The 17,175-nt window shown below is 67.0% G+C and carries 14 protein-coding genes and 1 tRNA gene; 7 read left to right on the forward strand and 8 right to left on the reverse strand.

The genetic code is table 11. The features are described from left to right. Nucleotides 1–4: 4 nt before the first annotated feature. From proC to Q0938_RS06185, 3 genes are all read right to left on the reverse strand, one after another. Entirely contained in the window at nucleotides 5–817 is an 813-nt protein-coding gene (gene proC / locus Q0938_RS06175) for a pyrroline-5-carboxylate reductase (RefSeq protein ID WP_299360279.1), read from the reverse strand. Between the two features lie 63 nt (nucleotides 818–880). Beyond that, nucleotides 881–1,384: a YbjN domain-containing protein gene (locus Q0938_RS06180; protein WP_299360280.1), complete on the reverse strand. Its 504-nt coding sequence runs from the start codon at nucleotides 1,382–1,384 to the stop codon at nucleotides 881–883. Nucleotides 1,385–1,604: 220 nt separating this feature from the next. Further along, the gene (locus Q0938_RS06185; RefSeq protein ID WP_299360281.1) at nucleotides 1,605–2,267 is read right to left on the reverse strand and encodes a lytic transglycosylase domain-containing protein; all 663 of its coding nucleotides are present in this window, start codon (nucleotides 2,265–2,267) and stop codon (nucleotides 1,605–1,607) included. A 219-nt stretch (nucleotides 2,268–2,486) separates the two neighbouring features. Here Q0938_RS06185 and ssb point away from each other — a divergent pair, with 219 nt between their 5' ends. The 3 genes from ssb (at nucleotide 2,487) to Q0938_RS06200 (ending at nucleotide 5,798) form a co-directional block, all read left to right on the forward strand. Next, on the forward strand, nucleotides 2,487–2,966 hold the full coding sequence (ssb, locus tag Q0938_RS06190; RefSeq protein ID WP_299360282.1) for a single-stranded DNA-binding protein: 480 nt from the start codon (nucleotides 2,487–2,489) through the stop codon (nucleotides 2,964–2,966). A gap of 202 nt (nucleotides 2,967–3,168) precedes the next feature. Further along, nucleotides 3,169–5,589: an endopeptidase La gene (gene lon, locus Q0938_RS06195; RefSeq protein ID WP_299360283.1), complete on the forward strand. Its 2,421-nt coding sequence runs from the start codon at nucleotides 3,169–3,171 to the stop codon at nucleotides 5,587–5,589. Nucleotides 5,590–5,723: 134 nt separating this feature from the next. Further along, a tRNA-Val gene (locus tag Q0938_RS06200) sits at nucleotides 5,724–5,798 on the forward strand. 228 nt (nucleotides 5,799–6,026) lie between these two features. Here Q0938_RS06200 and Q0938_RS06205 read toward each other — a convergent pair. From Q0938_RS06205 to hisF, 3 genes are all read right to left on the reverse strand, one after another. After that, entirely contained in the window at nucleotides 6,027–7,673 is a 1,647-nt protein-coding gene (locus Q0938_RS06205; protein ID WP_299360284.1) for a BCCT family transporter, read from the reverse strand. A 207-nt stretch (nucleotides 7,674–7,880) separates the two neighbouring features. Further along, complete coding sequence (locus Q0938_RS06210; protein ID WP_299360285.1) at nucleotides 7,881–8,219, reverse strand: phosphoribosyl-ATP diphosphatase; 339 nt, start codon at nucleotides 8,217–8,219, stop codon at nucleotides 7,881–7,883. 2 nt (nucleotides 8,220–8,221) lie between these two features. Then, nucleotides 8,222–8,980, reverse strand: a complete 759-nt coding sequence (gene hisF, locus Q0938_RS06215; RefSeq protein WP_299360286.1) for an imidazole glycerol phosphate synthase subunit HisF — start codon at nucleotides 8,978–8,980, stop codon at nucleotides 8,222–8,224. Between the two features lie 131 nt (nucleotides 8,981–9,111). Between hisF and Q0938_RS06220 the strand changes: the two genes are divergently transcribed. Next, nucleotides 9,112–9,594 carry a hypothetical protein gene (locus tag Q0938_RS06220; protein ID WP_299360287.1) on the forward strand — a complete coding sequence of 161 codons (483 nt, stop codon included), beginning with the start codon at nucleotides 9,112–9,114 and terminating at the stop codon, nucleotides 9,592–9,594. Between the two features lie 21 nt (nucleotides 9,595–9,615). Here Q0938_RS06220 and mfd read toward each other — a convergent pair whose 3' ends face one another. After that, nucleotides 9,616–13,344, reverse strand: coding sequence for a transcription-repair coupling factor (gene mfd, locus Q0938_RS06225; protein ID WP_299360288.1), 3,729 nt, complete (start codon nucleotides 13,342–13,344; stop codon nucleotides 9,616–9,618). A gap of 79 nt (nucleotides 13,345–13,423) precedes the next feature. Next, the gene (locus Q0938_RS06230) at nucleotides 13,424–14,011 is read right to left on the reverse strand and encodes a hypothetical protein (RefSeq protein ID WP_299360289.1); all 588 of its coding nucleotides are present in this window, start codon (nucleotides 14,009–14,011) and stop codon (nucleotides 13,424–13,426) included. A gap of 176 nt (nucleotides 14,012–14,187) precedes the next feature. Here Q0938_RS06230 and hemB point away from each other — a divergent pair, with 176 nt between their 5' ends. The 3 genes from hemB (at nucleotide 14,188) to Q0938_RS06245 (ending at nucleotide 17,111) form a co-directional block, all read left to right on the forward strand. Continuing rightward, nucleotides 14,188–15,207 (forward strand): porphobilinogen synthase, encoded by a 1,020-nt coding sequence (hemB, locus tag Q0938_RS06235; RefSeq protein WP_299360291.1) that lies wholly within the window; start codon nucleotides 14,188–14,190, stop codon nucleotides 15,205–15,207. Between the two features lie 65 nt (nucleotides 15,208–15,272). Beyond that, entirely contained in the window at nucleotides 15,273–16,490 is a 1,218-nt protein-coding gene (locus tag Q0938_RS06240; RefSeq protein ID WP_299360292.1) for a glutathionylspermidine synthase family protein, read from the forward strand. A 3-nt stretch (nucleotides 16,491–16,493) separates the two neighbouring features. After that, nucleotides 16,494–17,111 (forward strand): DUF1190 domain-containing protein, encoded by a 618-nt coding sequence (locus Q0938_RS06245; protein WP_299360294.1) that lies wholly within the window; start codon nucleotides 16,494–16,496, stop codon nucleotides 17,109–17,111. Nucleotides 17,112–17,175: the final 64 nt, after the last annotated feature.

Here is a 17,175-nt window from a genome sequence, read left to right on the forward strand (position 1 = left end):
CCGCTCATTGCCCCAACTCCCGCGAGCGGGCGGCGGCGGCCGCGACCGTGCGGCGGATCAGGTCCGGCAGTCCCGACCTGTCGTCCATCAGAACCGCAAGCCCCGCAGCAGTCGTTCCGCCGGGCGAGGTCACGTTCGCACGCAGCACGGCAGGGTCTTCGTCTCCCGCGACAGCCAAAGCCCCTGCCCCGGCCACGGTGGCCCGCGCCAGATCCAGCGCCAAGGATGGCGGCAGCCCCTCGGCCTCGCCCGCCCGCGCCAAGGCTTCAATCAGGTGGAACACGTAAGCCGGTCCCGAGCCCGACACGGCGGTGACCGCGTCCATCTGCGACTCGTCCTGCAGCCGGACGACGCGCCCGACCGCAGCCATGAGCGCCTGTGCCAGATCCATCGGTGCCGCGGTGGCGCGGTCATTGCCGATGATCGCAGAGATGCCCTGCCCGATCGCCGCCGGCGTGTTCGGCATCGCCCGGACGATCGGCGCCCCCGGAAAGGCGCGGCCAAAGCGCTCGAGCGTCACCCCTGCGGCAACCGACAGGATCAGCGTGTCAGCTCCTTCGGCAGCAGCCTGCAGGGCGGGCAGCACATCGCCCATCATCTGCGGCTTGACCGCCAGCACCAGCACCGCCGGGTTGGGTGGCGTGGCTCCGTTCGCCCGAATGCCTCGCTCGGCCAGCCAGGCAGGCGCTGCCGGGTCGATGACGTAAACCGCGGCGGGGTCCAGGCCGCGGTTCAGCCAGCCCTTCAGCAGCGCACCGCCCATGCGGCCGCAGCCGACCAGGATCAGTCCCCGATCATTCAGACGCGCCAGGTCCATGCCACCTCCGTTGCGATACGGATCCGGGTAGGACAGGGCACTGCCGCTGTCCAGACGAGGACCTCACGCCCGACCGAACATGGCCCCCATGGCAACGGTCAGCGCGGATGCGGGAGACGCGTCGCCCCAGCAGGTCATCTGGAAGGCGGGATAGAACCGTTCCGACGCGGCGAGCGCCGCATCGATCATCTGGCTTACCTGCTCGGCCGAAGCGGTGACCTCGCCGTTCAGGATCAGCCCGTAGCGCCAGACCATCAGCCGCTGTGGCGCCCAGAAGGTAAACGCCCCGTCCCAGACCTGGTCATTCGCCAGGTTCAGCACCTCGTACAACGCGCCGAGCCGGTCGGGCGGCGGGTCCATGTCGAAGCTGCTGATCAGGCGCAGCACCTGTTCGCGCGCGGACCACGACAGTGACACCGAATAGGTCCGCCACTGACCCTCGACGGTCATCGCGATCTCGTCTTCGGTCGGCCTGTCGAACTCCCACTGGTGATGCAGTGCGACTGTCTCGACAATGTCGATCGGGTCGATGTCGTCACAGGAGATCAGCCGGTGGGTCTGTGCCATGCGTGTCCTGTCTGTGGCAGCCCGGCTGATGCCGGGCGGTGGGGCGGTCCACGATTAGGAGAGGTGCAGGAACCACCTACCAGATATCGTCACGGCAAAAGCTATGCGTGTAAAGGCACAGCAATATGACACGTGGTTGATTTCGGTGGATAAGTGCGACGCAGCGGTCAACTGCCCCGGCCACGTCGAGAACTGCGGCAGGCGCAGGGGGCGGCGACGGTCAGCCGCCGTGGATGATCCGGACGTAGTTCTTGGTTTCGCGGTAAGGGGGGATGCCCTTGTATTTCCGAACCGCGCCCGGACCGGCGTTATATGCGGCGAGCGCCAGCCGCCAGCTTCCGAAGGTGTTGTACATCTGGCGCAGATAGCGGGCACCCCCGTCCAGGTTCTGCAGCGGATCGTTGGGGTTGACGCCGAGCCCGGCCGCGGTGCCGGGCATCAGCTGGGCCAGCCCGCGGGCGCCCTTGTGGGACCGTGCGACGGGGTTCCAGCCCGATTCCTGCTGCACCAGCCGCAGGAACAGATCCTCGGGGATGCCATGCTTGCGCGCGACGGCCCGCGCATGGGGCAGGTACTTGCTGCGCTGGTTCCCGCGATAGGCCGGGATGGCGTTGCTGGTCGGAACGGATCCGTCGAGCGAGATCACGGTGACCGTGCGCCCCTCACGCCCCGCATCAGGGCGCAGCCGCTGGGATCGCTGGTACTGCGCGGACAGCCGCGAATCCATCAGTTGGGTCTGTCGCTGGAACTGGCTGGCGCGCGACTTGCTGGACGCGCCCGACAGGCGCAGACCGTCCGCCGCAGCCGGTACCGCCAGTCCGCCTGCTAGAATGGCGACGACCGCCGCCTTGAGAAACCCACGTGCTGTCACGGTGATCTGCATCTGACCCTCTCGTCCCTGTTCTTTTTTCTCCGACTATACGAATGAACCTCGTCCGAGGCTACTTCGGGCTGCGACGGGTTCCCTCCCTCTCATCGCGTCGGCAATTTCCCGCCGACGAGGGCTCTTGGGGTACCTGCCGGCCGGTCCGCGCGCGGGGTAGCGCGTCGGTTTCGCAGGCGCTAGACCGGCGCAACTGCATTTCGTACGAAGGGGCAAACCATGGCGGGCAGCGTCAACAAGGTCATTCTGGTCGGCAATCTGGGACAGGACCCGGACATCCGCACCTTTCAGAACGGTGGCAAGATCGCCAACCTGCGCATCGCCACTTCTGAACAGTGGAAGGACCGCAACAGCGGCGAACGGCGCGAACGGACCGAGTGGCATACCGTTGTGATCCACTCCGAACCGCTGGTCCGGGTGGCCGAGCAGTATCTGAAGAAGGGCAGCAAGGTCTACATCGAGGGCCAGCTGGAAACCCGCAAGTGGCAGGACCAGAGCGGCCAGGATCGCTATTCGACCGAGGTGGCGCTGCGCCCGTATCGCAGCGAACTGCAGATGCTGGATGGTCGCGGCGGCAGCGGCGGTGGCAGCCAGGCCGGCGGCTACGGTGAGGCGGGCAGCGGCGGCGGACGGGGCACGTCATCGGGCCCGAGCGATGCCGGCGGCCGTCCGGAATTCGACGACGAGATCCCGTTCTAGGACGAGGCGCGCCCATCCGAGGCCTGTCAGGGCAACGACGGCCTCGGTGCGACCCCCGACACTGCGAAGCTGATCCTCCCCGGAACATCCGATGAACATCGCGACCATTGAAGCAGCGGCGGCGGAATCCTAGATTGGTCGCAAGCCGGGTCGGTGGGCTGCCATGATGGGGCCCCTCATGCCCGGGCACGAAAGGACCAAGATGACCACTGCATCTTCTCCCACCACCTACGCCGTGTTGCCGCTGCGCGACATCGTCGTTTTCCCGCACATGATCGTCCCGCTGTTTGTCGGGCGAGAGAAATCGGTTCGCGCGCTCGAAGCGGTGATGGAAGGCGACCGCCCGATCCTGCTGGCCGCCCAGAAGGACGCCGCGGAGGACGAGCCGGATCACGATGGCATCTTCCGTACCGGGGTTCTGGCCAACGTCCTGCAACTGCTGAAGCTGCCTGACGGCACCGTGAAGGTGCTGGTCGAGGGACGCGAACGCGTCATGATCACCGACTTCGTCGAGAATGACGACTATTTCGAAGCGACAGCCGAAACCCTGACCGAAGAGCCGGGTGACCTGGAAAGCGTGACCGCACTGGTGCGGACCGTCGCCGAAGAGTTCACGCGCTATGTCAAGGTGCGCAAGAACATCACCGAGGAAGCCATCTCCACGATCGGCGAGGCGCGGGAACCCGCCGCACTTGCCGACCTGGTCGCCGGCCATCTGGGGATCGACATAGAGCGCAAGCAGGATCTGCTGGACACGCTGAACGTCGCGGAGCGTCTGGAAAAGGTCTATGGCCTGATGCAGGGCGAGATGTCGGTCCTGCAGGTCGAGAAGAAGATCAAGTCGCGCGTCAAGACCCAGATGGAGAAGACGCAGCGCGAATACTACCTGAACGAGCAGATGAAGGCGATCCAGCGCGAGCTGGGCGACGGCGACGACGGCCAGACCGAACTGGCCGACCTGGAAGAACGCATCGCGAAGACCAAGTTCAGCAAGGAAGCGCGCGAGAAGGCCGACGCCGAGCTGAAGAAGCTGAAGTCGATGTCGCCGATGTCGGCCGAGGCGACGGTCAGCCGCAACTACCTGGACTGGCTGCTGGCCCTGCCGTGGGGCGTGAAGTCGCGCACCCGGAAGGATCTGGCGCAGGCCGAGGCCGTGCTGGACGCCGATCACTATGGTCTGGAAAAGGTCAAGGAGCGCATCGTCGAGTATCTCGCCGTCCAGAACCGGTCGACCAAGCTGAAGGGGCCGATCCTGTGCCTCGTCGGTCCGCCCGGCGTGGGCAAGACCTCGCTGGGCCGGTCGGTGGCGCGGGCGACGGGACGGGAATTCATCCGCATCAGCCTGGGCGGCGTGCGCGACGAATCCGAGATCCGCGGTCACCGGCGGACCTATATCGGGTCCATGCCCGGCAAGATCATCCAGGCGCTGAAGAAGGCCAAGACCACCAATCCGCTCATCCTGCTGGACGAGATCGACAAGATGGGACAGGATTTCCGGGGCGACCCGGCCAGCGCCATGCTGGAGGTCCTGGACCCGGAACAGAACTCGACCTTCGTCGACCATTACCTCGAGGTCGAGTACGACCTGTCGAACGTGATGTTCGTGACCACGGCGAACAGCTACAACATGCCGGGGCCGCTGCTGGACCGGATGGAGATCATTCCGCTGTCCGGCTACACCGAGGACGAGAAGCGGGAGATCGCCAAGCAGCACCTGCTGCCCAAGCAGATCAAGGCCAATGGTCTGAAGCGGGGCGAGTTCTCGGTCACCGACGAGGCGCTGACCCATGTCATCCGCTACTACACCCGCGAAGCGGGGGTGCGGAGCCTGGAACGCGAGATCGCCAAGCTGGCCCGCAAGGCGGTGACGCAAATCCTGAAGGGTCAGGCGACCAGCATCGAGGTGACGCCCGAAAAGGCGGCCGAGTATCTGGGCGTCCGGCGGCACCGGTATGGGCTGGCCGAACAGCATGATCAGGTCGGTGTGGTCACGGGGCTTGCCTGGACGCAGACGGGCGGCGATCTGCTGCAGATCGAGGCGCTGAAGCTGCCGGGCAAGGGCCGGATGAAGACGACCGGCAAGCTGGGCGACGTGATGAAGGAATCGATCGACGCGGCCTCCAGCTTCGTCCGGTCGGTGGCGCCGGAACTGGGCATTCGCCCGCCCGAATTCGAGCGGCGCGACATCCACGTTCACGTCCCCGAGGGCGCGACCCCCAAGGACGGCCCCTCGGCAGGTCTGGCCATGGTGACGTCTGTCGTCAGCGTGATGACGGGCATTCCGGTCCGCAAGGACGTGGCGATGACCGGCGAGGTCACGCTGCGCGGCAACGCGCTCGCCATCGGCGGCCTGAAGGAGAAGCTGCTGGCGGCCCTTCGCGGCGGGATCCAGACCGTTCTGATCCCGCAGGAGAACGAAAAGGATCTGGCCGAGATCCCGGCGAACGTGAAGGAAGGGCTGACCATCATCCCCGTCTCGAACGTGCGCGAGGTCCTGCGTCACGCGCTGGTGCGGATGCCCGAGCCGCTGGAGTGGGACGAAGCAGCCGAAGAGGCCGCCGCGGCCGAGGCGGCGCGGCTGGCCGCCCGTCACGATGCGGCCAATACGGCCACCGCGCACTGAGCTGGCCTCAAGTGATCGGAACGGCGGGCGAGTAATCTCGCCCGCCGTTTTGCTGGCCGCGGGATGATCTCGGCGGAGGTTTTCTACGAAGGTGACTTGCAGCGCTGTGTGACAGACGCTATCAGGCCGCCACCGGGTGATTAGCTCAGCGGTAGAGCGCTTCGTTCACATCGAAGATGTCAGCGGTTCAAATCCGTTATCACCCACCATCATTCCTGGAGCGCCAAGGCCGTTTGCTCGGCCTTGGCGCTCTTTCGTTGTCATTCCGGACGTCTTCGGAACGACCCTGTGAGATACCCGTGTGACCGCACGGGCGGCAGGTTGGCACGGCCGGGCGACACGGGGCGCCAGGCCCGAGCCGACCAGAGCACTTGCCACGTCGCGGTTTCGTCGCTGCTCAGAGCACAAGCAGACGGCAACCGACTGTTTGCAGATCCTCACGCGTTCCCGTCGCTGCTGGTCTCCGTAACCGTGTCGAAGTCGCTCAGCGCTGGACGCTTGCCCACCGTGACGTGATCGATGTCCTCTGCGGCGAAGCCACGGATTAACGCCGGGATCATCATGCACACGAGCACGAAGATCGGCAGTCCGACGACCGTGATGACCTCCTGCAAAGCGGTCAGTCCTGCCTCACCTGCCAGCAGGATCAGCATCGCGGCGATCGCTCCCTCAGCCACCCCCCAGAACACGCGCTGCCGCACCGGGCCCGGCTCTGGCGTTCCGGTGCAGAGCATGTCCACCACGAGCGACGCCGAGTCCGATGACGTCGCGAAGAAGATCGCGACGACCACCACCGCGATCCCCTGCATCAGCGTTGCCCAGGGCAATTCGGCAAAGAACGCGAACATGGCCAGGGGCACGGATTCCGACACGGCCCGGCTGATGGCACCTGCATCGGCCCCCATCGCCGCACGCGCCGCCTGGCCCAACCCGTCAATCTGCATGGCCTGCCAGCCGAAGATCGCGAACCACACGACCGTGAAAAGCGTCGGCGCCAGCAGCACGCCGAAGACGAACTCGCGCACCGTGCGGCCACGCGAAATCCGCGCGACGAAGATGCCAATGAACGGCGACCACGTCACGGTCCACGCCCAGTAGAAAACCGTCCAGCTGCCCTGCCAGCCCCAGGGACCGGTCGCCATCCCTTCGCCGTGCAGCATGTCGTTCCAGAACGCGAGGCGCGGCAGGTTCGACATGTAGAGGCCGATCGTCTCGACGATGCCGCGCAGCAGGAAGAGGGTGCTTCCGGTCACCAGCACGAACACCATCAGCGCAACGGCGATGCCGATGTTGATGTTCGAGAGCAGCTTCACGCCCTTGTCCAGCCCCGCCACGATGGATGCCGTCGCGACGGCTGTCAGGGTGACCAGGATGGCGACGCGTAGCATGACACTGTTGCCGATCCCGAAAAGCTCGGAAATCCCGGCGGCCACCTGCGACGAGCCCAGACCCAGCGAGACGGCCACCCCGAACAGCGTGCCGAGGATCGAGGCGATGTCGATGGCCTTGCCCACCGGGCCGTGGATGCGCTCGCGCAGCAGGGGATAGAAGACGGAACTCACCCGGATCGGCAGGTCGTAGCGATTGATGAAATACCCGAATGCCAGCCCCGGGAGCGTGAAGATCGTCCAGGTATGCAGCGCAAGATGGTAGAGCGAGATCGAGATTGCGTCTTGCGCCGCCTGCACCGTGAAGGGCTCGACCCCCGGAAGGGGCGGACTCTGGTAATGGCTGATCGGCTCGGCCACGCCCCAGAACATCAGCACGGTGCCGATGCCTCCGGCAAACAGCATCGTGAACCACGACACATTCGAGTATTCGGGCCAAGAGCTGCGTGGTCCAAGCCGGATATGGCCGTGGCGCGACATGGCCGCCCAGATCAGGAAGCCCAGCCAGACGTTTACGCCCAGAATGAAGAACCAGCCGAGGTTCGTCACAATCCAGGTGCGTCCGTCCGAAAACGCGGCGCCGATCGTCTGGGGCATCGCAACAAGCAGGATGACGAACAGCAGAGACAGTCCGGCGGACACAAAGAAAATGACAGGATCGCCCCTAAGTCCAAGTCGCGCCATCCAGTTCTGCATCAGACCCGTCCTTTCATGTCGGCCAGTTTCGTCCCTCGGTCACGTTCAAGCCGTGCGGCGGTGAAAGCGTTCCCTTCTGCCGCGATTCCTGGTCAGCCATGCTGCGGAGCAATGGCTCGGTTACAACCCGATTCCGGTCCGAAGTCGCCGGTTTAGGACCGTTTCCCGACATCCTGCGAAGTGCCGCCCGCCCTGAGGCGGCTCCTGTCACTCCGGCTGGCTGCCCGCCCGTGCCGCCTTTTCGGTCAGACCCGATTGCGCCTCGCGCCGCTCCAACTCGTCCCAGACGGCGGCCAGGGGAACCTCGCAGGCTGCCAGCATAACCAGCAGGTGATAGAGGGTGTCGGCCGCTTCGGCGGCCAGACGCGTTCGGTCGCCGCGGACCGCCTCGATGATGGCCTCGACCGCTTCTTCGCCGAATTTCTCGGCGCATTTTGCCGGCCCCCTGGCCAGCAGTTGCGCAGTCCAGCTGGTTGCCGGATCGGCACCGCGGCGCGTGTCCACCGTTGCGGCTAGGCGGTCCAGCGGATGCGAGTCCGTGCCCATCGTCACAGCCGCATCGGGATGCCGGCGGCCGCCATGTGGGCCTTGGCCTCGGCAATCGTGTGGGTGCCGAAGTGAAAGATCGAGGCGGCCAGAACGGCACTGGCGTGGCCTTCAGTTACACCCTCGACGAGATGATCCAGCGTGCCGACCCCGCCCGAGGCGATCACCGGCACCGGCACCGCGTCGGCGATGGCCCGCGTCAGCTCCAGATTGAAGCCCGTGCGTGTGCCATCGCGGTCCATGCTGGTCAGCAGGATCTCGCCCGCACCCTGCGCCGCGACCGTGCGGGCGAACTCCACCGCGTCGATCCCGGTCGGGCGGCGGCCGCCATGGGTGAAGATCTCCCAGCGACCCGGGGCGACGGTCTTGGCGTCGATCGCGCAGACGATGCACTGGCTGCCGAACCGCGCGGCGGCCTCGGCCACAACGGTTGGGTCCGCCACCGCGGCCGAATTGAAGCTGACCTTGTCCGCCCCGGCCAGCAGCAGGTCGCGCACGTCGCGATGGCTGCGCACGCCGCCCCCGACGGTCAGCGGGATGAAGCACTGCTCGGCGGTGCGGGTTACCAGATCGTACATGGTCCCGCGATTTTCGTGGGTCGCGTGGATGTCCAGAAAGCAGATCTCGTCCGCCCCGGCAGCATCATAGGCGCGTGCCGCCTCGACCGGGTCGCCGGCGTCGATCAGATCGACGAAGTTCACCCCCTTGACCACGCGGCCGTCGGCCACGTCGAGACAGGGAATGATCCGGGTCTTCAGCATCGGCTTCCTCTCGCGCGCCTAGCGCCTGAATGGGCAGGGCACGGGACGAAGTCAACAATGCGCTGCGAATGCAGGCCGCCTCTCCCATCCGTCGCTGGACCTCACCGGGCGCCCTGTCTTAGAACGGCAGCATGCTGAGAACGGTCCTGTTCCTGTCCTGTCTGGTGCCGCTGTGCCCCTCGCCTGCCGTGGCGGAAGGGGTGCTGTTCGTGCTGGACCAGTCGCAGCTGCCCTTTGATCTGGGGCCCGGGGCGCGAGCCAACTCCCCCGCCAATGTGCGCAACGCGCCATCGCAGTTCCCCAACTCTGCGGGGAATCGGGCGAACGCCGCAGGGGCGCCGGGCAACGCGCCGTCGAACTCCGCGAACGCTCCAGGCGGTGCAAATGCCGTCTATACGCCTGATGGCGATTACGCCGGCTATGCCGTGCAGGCCGGCGGGGCACTGAACCTGTTTTCTGCCGGCGGTCGGCGTGTCGCCTATCAGCCCGCCGGCGGGCACACCAAGAGCCTGTTCTCGATCCAGGGGCAATGGTGCGGGACGGTGTCGCGGGACGCCACTGGCGGGCACGCGTTCGGGATGACGCTGGAATGCGCCCGGCGGGTGTTCGACTGACGGGCCCGGCCGTGACGCCGTTCAGCGCGGACGCGGCTTTCCCTTGCGGTCGAAGACGGAGCGCGCAGCCTTCGACCGGGCGGCCCCACGCTGGTCGTCATTGGTCCCGAGTCGTTTGCCCGACGGTACGGTGACGTCAACGGGCTGACGCGGACCCTTTCCGGCGCTGGACCCGCCGGTCTTGCCGACGTTTGTCCCGGCTGAACGCCCGGATCGGCTGGAAAGGCCACCTGCCTTCGGCTCATCCTTCGCCGTTTCACCGGCGCGTCGCTTGGTGGAGCCCGGCTGCGGGGCCTCCTGTCCGACCTTGGCCTTGGCGGCCAGATCCCGGGCGACCGCGAACGCGCCCTTGATCCGCTCCGCGTCGGATTTCCAGTCGCGCTGAACGATCACCTTGTTGTCGGCGATTCTGGCCAGCCCGCGCTGTTCGGCCAGAAACTCGACCAGACCGGCTGGGTTGGGGAACTTGTTCAGGTGGAACTGGACCGTTGCGCCCTTGGGACCGGCGTCCAGCCGGGCGATATTGGCCCGCTTGGCCATCGCCTTGATCCGGATGACCAGCAGCAGCGTGTTCACTTCGCGCGGCAGGGCGCCGAAGCGGTCGATCAGCTCGGCGGCAAAACCTTCCAGATCTACCTTCGTGGTCAGCTGCGACAGCCGCCGGTACAGTTCCAGCCGCACGTCGAGGTCGGGGATGTAGCTTTCCGGAATGGTAACCGGCACGCCCAGGTTCAGTTGCGGCGCCCATTCGTCCTCGGGCGTGCCCTCGATCTCGCCCGATTTCAGCTTGGCGATCGCCTCCTCCAGCATCTGCTGGTACAGTTCGAAGCCGACCTCCTTGATGTGCCCCGACTGTTCCTCGCCCAGCAGGTTGCCGGCGCCGCGCAGATCCAGGTCCTGGCTGGCCAGGTTGAAGCCGGCGCCCAGGCTGTCGATTGAGCCCAGGAACTTGAGCCGCCGAACCGCCTGCGGGGTCAGCGGCACCCGGGGTTTGGTGGTCAGATAGCAATAGGCGCGGGTCTTGGACCGTCCGACCCGGCCGCGGATCTGATAGAGCTGCGCCAACCCGAACATGTCGGCCCGCCAGACGACCATGGTGTTGGCCCGTGGGATATCGAGCCCGCTCTCCACGATCGACGTGGCCAGCAGCACGTCATGACTGCCGTCGTAGAAAGCGTTCATCCGCTGGTCCAGATCGCCTGCGGCCAGCTGCCCATGCGCGACGATGGTCGTGACCTCGGGCACATGTTCCTTCAGCCAGTCCTCGACCTCGGGCAGATCCGACAGGCGCGGCACGACGAAGAAGCTCTGCCCGCCGCGATATTTCTCGCGCAGCAGGGCCTCGCGGATCGTGACGCTGTCGAATTCGCTGACATAGGTGCGGATCGCCAGCCGGTCGACGGGCGGCGTGCCGATCACCGACAAGTCCCGCACCCCGGTCAGAGACAACTGCAGCGTGCGCGGAATGGGCGTGGCGGTCAGGGTCAGTACGTGGATGTCCGAGCGCAGTTCCTTCAGCCGTTCCTTGTGGGCGACGCCGAAATGCTGCTCCTCGTCGATGATCAGCAGCCCCAGATCCTTGAACCTGACCTGCTTGGCCAGTACGGCGTGGGTGCCGACGACCACGTCGATGCTGCCATCGGCCAATCCGGCGCGCGTCGCCGCTGCATCCTTTGCCCCGACGAAGCGCGACAGCGGCCGGACCGCCACGGCGGTGCCGCGGAAACGGTCGGCAAAGCTGCGGTAATGCTGGCGGGCCAGCAGCGTCGTCGGGGCGACAACGGCCACCTGCTTGCCCTGACTCGCGGCAACGAAGGCCGCGCGCATCGCGACCTCGGTCTTGCCGAAGCCGACATCGCCGACAATCAGCCGGTCCATCGGGCGGCCCGCAGCCAGATCCTGGGTCACGTCCTCGATCGCGGCCATCTGGTCGTCGGTTTCGGCGTAGGGGAACCGGGCCGCGAATGCCTCCCACTCGTGGTGCTCCGGCTCCAGCACGGGGGCGGCGCGCAGGATGCGTTCGGCCGCGACGCGCATCAGCTTGTCCGCGATCAGCCGGATGCGTTCCTTCAGCCGTGCCTTTCGGGCCTGCCACGCGCCCCCGCCCAGCCGGTCGAGCAGCCCTTCTTCATGCCCGTAGCGGGTCAGCAGTTCGATATTCTCGACCGGCAGGTACAACCGGTCGCCCCCCGCATATTCCAGTGCGACACAGTCATGCGGAACGCCAAGGGCCTGGATCGTCTCCAGCCCCATGTATCGCCCGATGCCGTGTTCGACATGGACCACCAGATCGCCCGGACTGAGCGACGTCGTGTCCTTCAGGAAATTATCGGCGCGGCGCCGCTTTCGCGCGCCCCGGATCAGCCGGTCGCCCAGAACGTCCTGTTCCGAAATCACCGCCAGCGGCCCCGTGGCCTGTCCGTCTGCCACGAAGCCTTCGTCCAGTGGCCAGACGGCAAGCCCCAGCGCCCCGGTGCGATCCTGCAGGTTACGGATGTCTGCAATCGGGACCGCGGCGGTCAGCCCTTCGTCGCCCAGCAGACCCGCCAGGCGGTCCCGGGCGCCTTCGGAAAAGGTCGCTATGACGACGCGGCGGTCCTTCTGCAGGCTGCGGACGTGATCGGCCAGGGCCGCGAACAGGTCGGTCTTCTCGGCCTGCCGTTCCGGCGCGAAGTTCCGGCCGGCCCGTCCACCCGCATCCAGCACCCGGGGGCCGGGCGGTTGCCGGAGCACGGACAGACGCAGCACCCGGTGTCGCGCAAGCCAGCCGTCCCACTCCGCCTCGTCCGGGAACATGGCAGCCGGCGGGACCGGGCGATAGACGCTGTCGGCCCCCCGCCGGGTCATCGCCTCGCGCCGGGCGTCATACTGTTCGGTGACCGTATGCCAGCGGCCGGCCCGCACCTGGTCGAGATGATCGTCCAGAACGACCGAGGCATCCGGCAGATAATCGAACAGGCTGTCCAGCCCGTCGTGGAACCAGGGCAGCCAGTGCTCCATCCCCGCGGTTTTCTGTCCGGCACTGACAGCCTCGTACAGGGGGTCGTTGCCACCGCCGCCATATTCCGCACGATAGGTGGTGCGAAAACGGGTGATGGCGTCGTCGTCCAGCACCACCTCGGACACCGGCGCGATCTCGATCCGGTCGATGCTGCCCAGCGACCGCTGGGTTTCGGGGTCGAAGCGGCGGATCCCGTCCAGAACGTCCCCGAAAAGGTCCAGCCGCACCGGCCCGGTCCCCCCGGGGGGGAAGATGTCGATGATCCCGCCGCGCACGGCGTAGTCGCCGGGTTCCGTGACCGTGGGCGCCTGCGAAAAGCCCATCTGGACCAGGAAGGCGCGCAGCCGGGCCTCGTCCACCCGTTCACCCTTAGCCGCGGCAAAGCTGGCGCGACGGACCATGCCACGGGCCGGCACCCGCTGCATCGCCGCGTTCAGCGTCGTCAGCAGCACGAACGGCGGGCGAACCGCACCGGAAGCCAGCGCCGAAAGCACCTGCAGGCGCTGCGCCATGATCTCGCCCGATGGCGACACCCGGTCATAGGGGGTGGTGTCCCAGGCGGGGAATTCCAGCACCGCCAGTGCCGGCGCAAAGAACGCCAGCGCTGCACGGGTCGCAGCCATCCGCCGGTCATCGCGGGCCACGTGAATGACGGGGCCGCCACGATCGGCCGCGACCGCCGTCTCGCGCGCAATCAGCGCGGCGTCCATGCCCTCGGGCGCACCGGACAGGATCAGATGGTCGGCCATGCCGGTCAGGTAACCGGCGGGCAGGCGGAGTCAAGCGGCCAGAGCAGGGTCATTCGGGTCCAGGAAGTCGAAGAGGCGGTCACAGGCCGAAGGGATGCCGGATGACCCAGGCCGTCCCCCAGATCGCCGCCGCCGCGACGCTTGCCGTGGACAGGGCCAGAACCTGCCAGCGATGGCGCATCAACAGGCGGGCGGAGTCACGGGCCACGACCGTTGGCGGCAGCGTGCGCGCCTGGGCCTGCGCCAGCAGCGGGGTCAGTCGACGAGCCAGCCGGACCCGCATCAGCATCAGCACCCCGAACGGCGCGACCAGCAGGAACACGGCCTGCGCCAGTTCCTGCGCATATCCGAACCCCAGACCGGCCAGCAGAGTCAGCAGGAACGCGCCGGTCCCCAGCAGCACCACACCGCTTTGCGATGGCAGATGCCAGCGCGGCAGCGTCAGCAGCAGCCAGTCGAGCAGCAGCAGGCCCGGATGTCCCTGCTGCTCGGCAGGTGACGTGCCATGGTCCGCCCCGCCTAATCCGGTGGCCTGCGCCGCCCGATGGGCGCGCTGCACGACTTCGACCGGGACGCCCAGCAGATTGCGCCCGCTGCGGGTCCACAACCAGGTGAGCATCAGCCAGTACCAGATCGAGCTGAACGACCGCAGGTCGAGCAACTGCATGATCCCCCCGCCCCCGATCACCTTGCCCGTCCCAAACCTGCCCCGTTTTCCAGCCCGGCTTTCCCGGCGGGTCACCTTAGTGGCATGACCGGCGGGGGCAATCGGCAATCGGGCAGGTTGCAGCGGCCCCGCAAACCCGTGACACTCGCCCGACCCACACGCAGCCCGAGGTGCCCATGCCCGCCACACCCGTCATCGCCCCCTTTCCCGCCACGCGGCTGCGCCGTCTGCGGCGCACGCCGGCGCTGCGGGCGCTGACCTCGGAACGCCACCTGTCGGTCGAGAACCTGATCTGGCCCATCTTCGTCACCGAGATCGAGGGTGGCGAAGGCGAAATCCCGTCGATGCCCGGCGTTCACCGCCTGACGCTGGACGGTGCCTGCCGCGCGGCGGAACAGGCCGCCGCGCTCGGCATCCCCGCGATCTGCATTTTCCCCCATTCCGATCCGGCGCTGAAGGACGAGAGCTGCGCCCGCGCCTGGGACCCGGACAACATCGGCAACCGGGCCATCCGGGCCATCAAGCGCACTGCTCCCGACATCGCCATCATGACCGACATCGCGCTGGACCCCTACAACATCAACGGCCATGACGGTTTCGTCCGGGACGGCATCATCCTGAACGACGAGACGGTCGAGGCCCTGGTGCGGATGGCGCTGGCGCAGGCCGAGGCGGGGGCCGACATCCTGGGACCCAGCGACATGATGGACGGCCGCATCGGGGCGCTGCGCCGGGCGCTGGAGCAGGCCGGCCACAAGGACGTGGCAATCCTGTCCTATGCCGCCAAGTACGCGTCGGGCTTCTACGGCCCGTTCCGGGATGCCGTGGGCGCATCCGGGCGGCTGGTCGGCGACAAGAAGACCTATCAGATCAACCCGGCCAACCGGGACGAGGCGCTGCGCTGCGTGGCGCGCGACCTGGCCGAGGGGGCCGACATGGTGATGATCAAGCCGGGCATGCCCTATCTGGACATCTGCCGCGAGGTGAAGGACCAGTTCGGCGCGCCGACCTTTGCCTATCAGGTCAGCGGTGAATACGCGATGCTGGAAGGTGCGATCCGCGCCGGCTGGCTGAAGCGCGACGTCGTGGCCGAAAGCCTGCTGTCGTTCCGGCGCGCCGGCTGCGACGGCATCCTGACCTACTATGCCCCGCAGGTGGCCCAATCGCTGGCGGAGCAGGCGCGCGCCGGCGGCTGAAGGCTACCCGGATCTTGCATCACCTGCCCGCAGCCGCCACATCGACACAAACCAGGGGTCGCGCCATGCAGAAGATCACCGTTCCCGAACGGCCCGGCTGGCGCGATCGCGCCGCCGAGCTGGGATTCACCTTTGCCGACATGGGCGGAGAGCCGTATTGGGACGAAACCTCGGCCTACCGGTTCACCCTGCGCCAGATCGAGGACGACATCGAGGATCCCTCGACCGAGTTGCACGAGATGTGCCGGCAGGCCGTCGCGCATGCGGTCACGTCCGAGGAATGGATGACCCGCCTCGCCATCCCGCGCCCCGCCTGGGATCTCGTGGAACGCAGCTGGGCGCATGGCGAACCCGAGCTGTATGGCCGCTTTGACCTGGCCTACGACGGCAACGGTCCGGCAAAGCTGCTGGAGTACAACGCCGACACCCCGACATCGCTGTATGAATCCGCCTCGTTCCAGTGGCTATGGTTCGAGGAGCAGCGGGATGCCGGCGTCCTGGGCCCTAATACCGACCAGTTCAACCGGATCCACGAGGCACTTGTCGAACGCTGGGCAGAGATGGCGCCGCAGGGCGAGGACATCCACTTTGCGGCCAACCGCGACAACCCCGAGGATTACGCCACCGTCGAGGCGCTGGCGTGGGCCGCGCGCGAGGCCGGGCTGGGGGCGCATTTCACCGATCTCGCCGCCATCGGGTTGAGCGACGAGGGCCAGTTCGCCGACGACAAGGACCGGGTGATCGGCACGCTGTTCAAGCTGTATCCGTGGGAAGACATGATGCGCGACGAGTTCGGCGCGCATCTGCAGTCGTCGTCCACCCGCTTCATCGAGCCGCCATGGAAGGCGGTGCTGTCGAACAAGGCGGTGCTGCCGCTGCTGTGGCAGATGTTCCCCGACCACCCCAACCTGCTGCCCGCCTTCTTCGCCGCCGATGTCGAGGCGGCGCGCCGGGGTGAGCCGACCGCGTTCGCCGCGGCGATCGCGGCTGCCGAACCGCAACTTGCCCGCGGACAGGTCAGCAAGCCGATCTTTTCGCGCGAGGGTGCGGGCGTCGTCATCACCGAGGACGGGCAGGTGACGGATCAGGCGCCGGATGACAGCTATTCTCACCACGTGCAGATCGTCCAGGCGCTGGCGCCCCTGCCCGACTTCGACGGATTCCATCCAGTGCTGGGCGCCTGGATCGTCGGACGCAGTTGCGCCGGGCTGGGCATGCGCGAGGATCGATCGCGCATCACACACAATCTGTCGCGGTTCAAACCGCATTTCATCGAGGGGTAAGCCATGACCACCCGAAAACCTTCGACGCTGAAGCGGTCCCGTCATGTGGCGCTGGTGCTTGCCGGTGCCGCGGTGCTCAGCCTGTCGGCCTGTGAAGACGATCAGGTCGAGGCGCAGGCGTTTCCCGATCTGGACAGCTGCCTCGCAGCGGCAAAGGAGGGCGGGCTGTTCTTCACCGAGGAGGACTGCCAGACCCAGTTCGCAGCGGCCCAGCAGGAACATCTGGAAACCGCGCCGCGCTATGAAAGCCAGGAACTGTGCGAACAGGAACACGGCCCCGGCGCCTGCGGCACCGATCCAGCCGCCCAGCAGAACCAGGGCGGCGGGTTCAGCTTCATGCCGCTGCTGGTCGGGTACATGATGGGGTCGATGCTGTCGCGCGGGGGCGGGATCTTCAGCCAGCCGATGGTGCGCACCCCGAACGGCTATTCCACCCCGAGCGGCAACCAGACTTTTGCCAGCAACCGCGGCGCCGGTCGGGTTCCCAGCAGCACGTTCACGCGGGCCCCGTCGACCATCGGCAAGCCACCGATGTCGGCCACCCAGGTGGCGCAGCGGGGCGGGTTTGGCGCATCGTCGACGGCCCGCACCGGCGCAGGGACCCGTAGCGTCGGCGGCTGAGGTCGGGTTGCGCTGATCGGTCGCTGCCGTGGGAACTGCGGCGCCTTGATCGCGGCGCGGCAGT

The sequence above is a fragment of the uncultured Paracoccus sp. genome (assembly GCF_947496875.1).
GTDB lineage: Bacteria > Pseudomonadota > Alphaproteobacteria > Rhodobacterales > Rhodobacteraceae > Paracoccus.

What these genes read in the sequence shown, in the direction of transcription:
- proC (WP_299360279.1), bottom strand. Translation starts at nt 817, where the DNA reads ATGGACCTGGCGCGTCTGAATGATCGGGGACTGATCCTGGTCGGCTGC.
- Q0938_RS06180 (WP_299360280.1), bottom strand. Translation starts at nt 1,384, where the DNA reads ATGGCACAGACCCACCGGCTGATCTCCTGTGACGACATCGACCCGATC.
- Q0938_RS06185 (WP_299360281.1), bottom strand. Translation starts at nt 2,267, where the DNA reads ATGCAGATCACCGTGACAGCACGTGGGTTTCTCAAGGCGGCGGTCGTC.
- ssb (WP_299360282.1), top strand. Translation starts at nt 2,487, where the DNA reads ATGGCGGGCAGCGTCAACAAGGTCATTCTGGTCGGCAATCTGGGACAG.
- lon (WP_299360283.1), top strand. Translation starts at nt 3,169, where the DNA reads ATGACCACTGCATCTTCTCCCACCACCTACGCCGTGTTGCCGCTGCGC.
- Q0938_RS06205 (WP_299360284.1), bottom strand. Translation starts at nt 7,673, where the DNA reads ATGCAGAACTGGATGGCGCGACTTGGACTTAGGGGCGATCCTGTCATT.
- Q0938_RS06210 (WP_299360285.1), bottom strand. Translation starts at nt 8,219, where the DNA reads ATGGGCACGGACTCGCATCCGCTGGACCGCCTAGCCGCAACGGTGGAC.
- hisF (WP_299360286.1), bottom strand. Translation starts at nt 8,980, where the DNA reads ATGCTGAAGACCCGGATCATTCCCTGTCTCGACGTGGCCGACGGCCGC.
- Q0938_RS06220 (WP_299360287.1), top strand. Translation starts at nt 9,112, where the DNA reads ATGCTGAGAACGGTCCTGTTCCTGTCCTGTCTGGTGCCGCTGTGCCCC.
- mfd (WP_299360288.1), bottom strand. Translation starts at nt 13,344, where the DNA reads ATGGCCGACCATCTGATCCTGTCCGGTGCGCCCGAGGGCATGGACGCC.
- Q0938_RS06230 (WP_299360289.1), bottom strand. Translation starts at nt 14,011, where the DNA reads ATGCAGTTGCTCGACCTGCGGTCGTTCAGCTCGATCTGGTACTGGCTG.
- hemB (WP_299360291.1), top strand. Translation starts at nt 14,188, where the DNA reads ATGCCCGCCACACCCGTCATCGCCCCCTTTCCCGCCACGCGGCTGCGC.
- Q0938_RS06240 (WP_299360292.1), top strand. Translation starts at nt 15,273, where the DNA reads ATGCAGAAGATCACCGTTCCCGAACGGCCCGGCTGGCGCGATCGCGCC.
- Q0938_RS06245 (WP_299360294.1), top strand. Translation starts at nt 16,494, where the DNA reads ATGACCACCCGAAAACCTTCGACGCTGAAGCGGTCCCGTCATGTGGCG.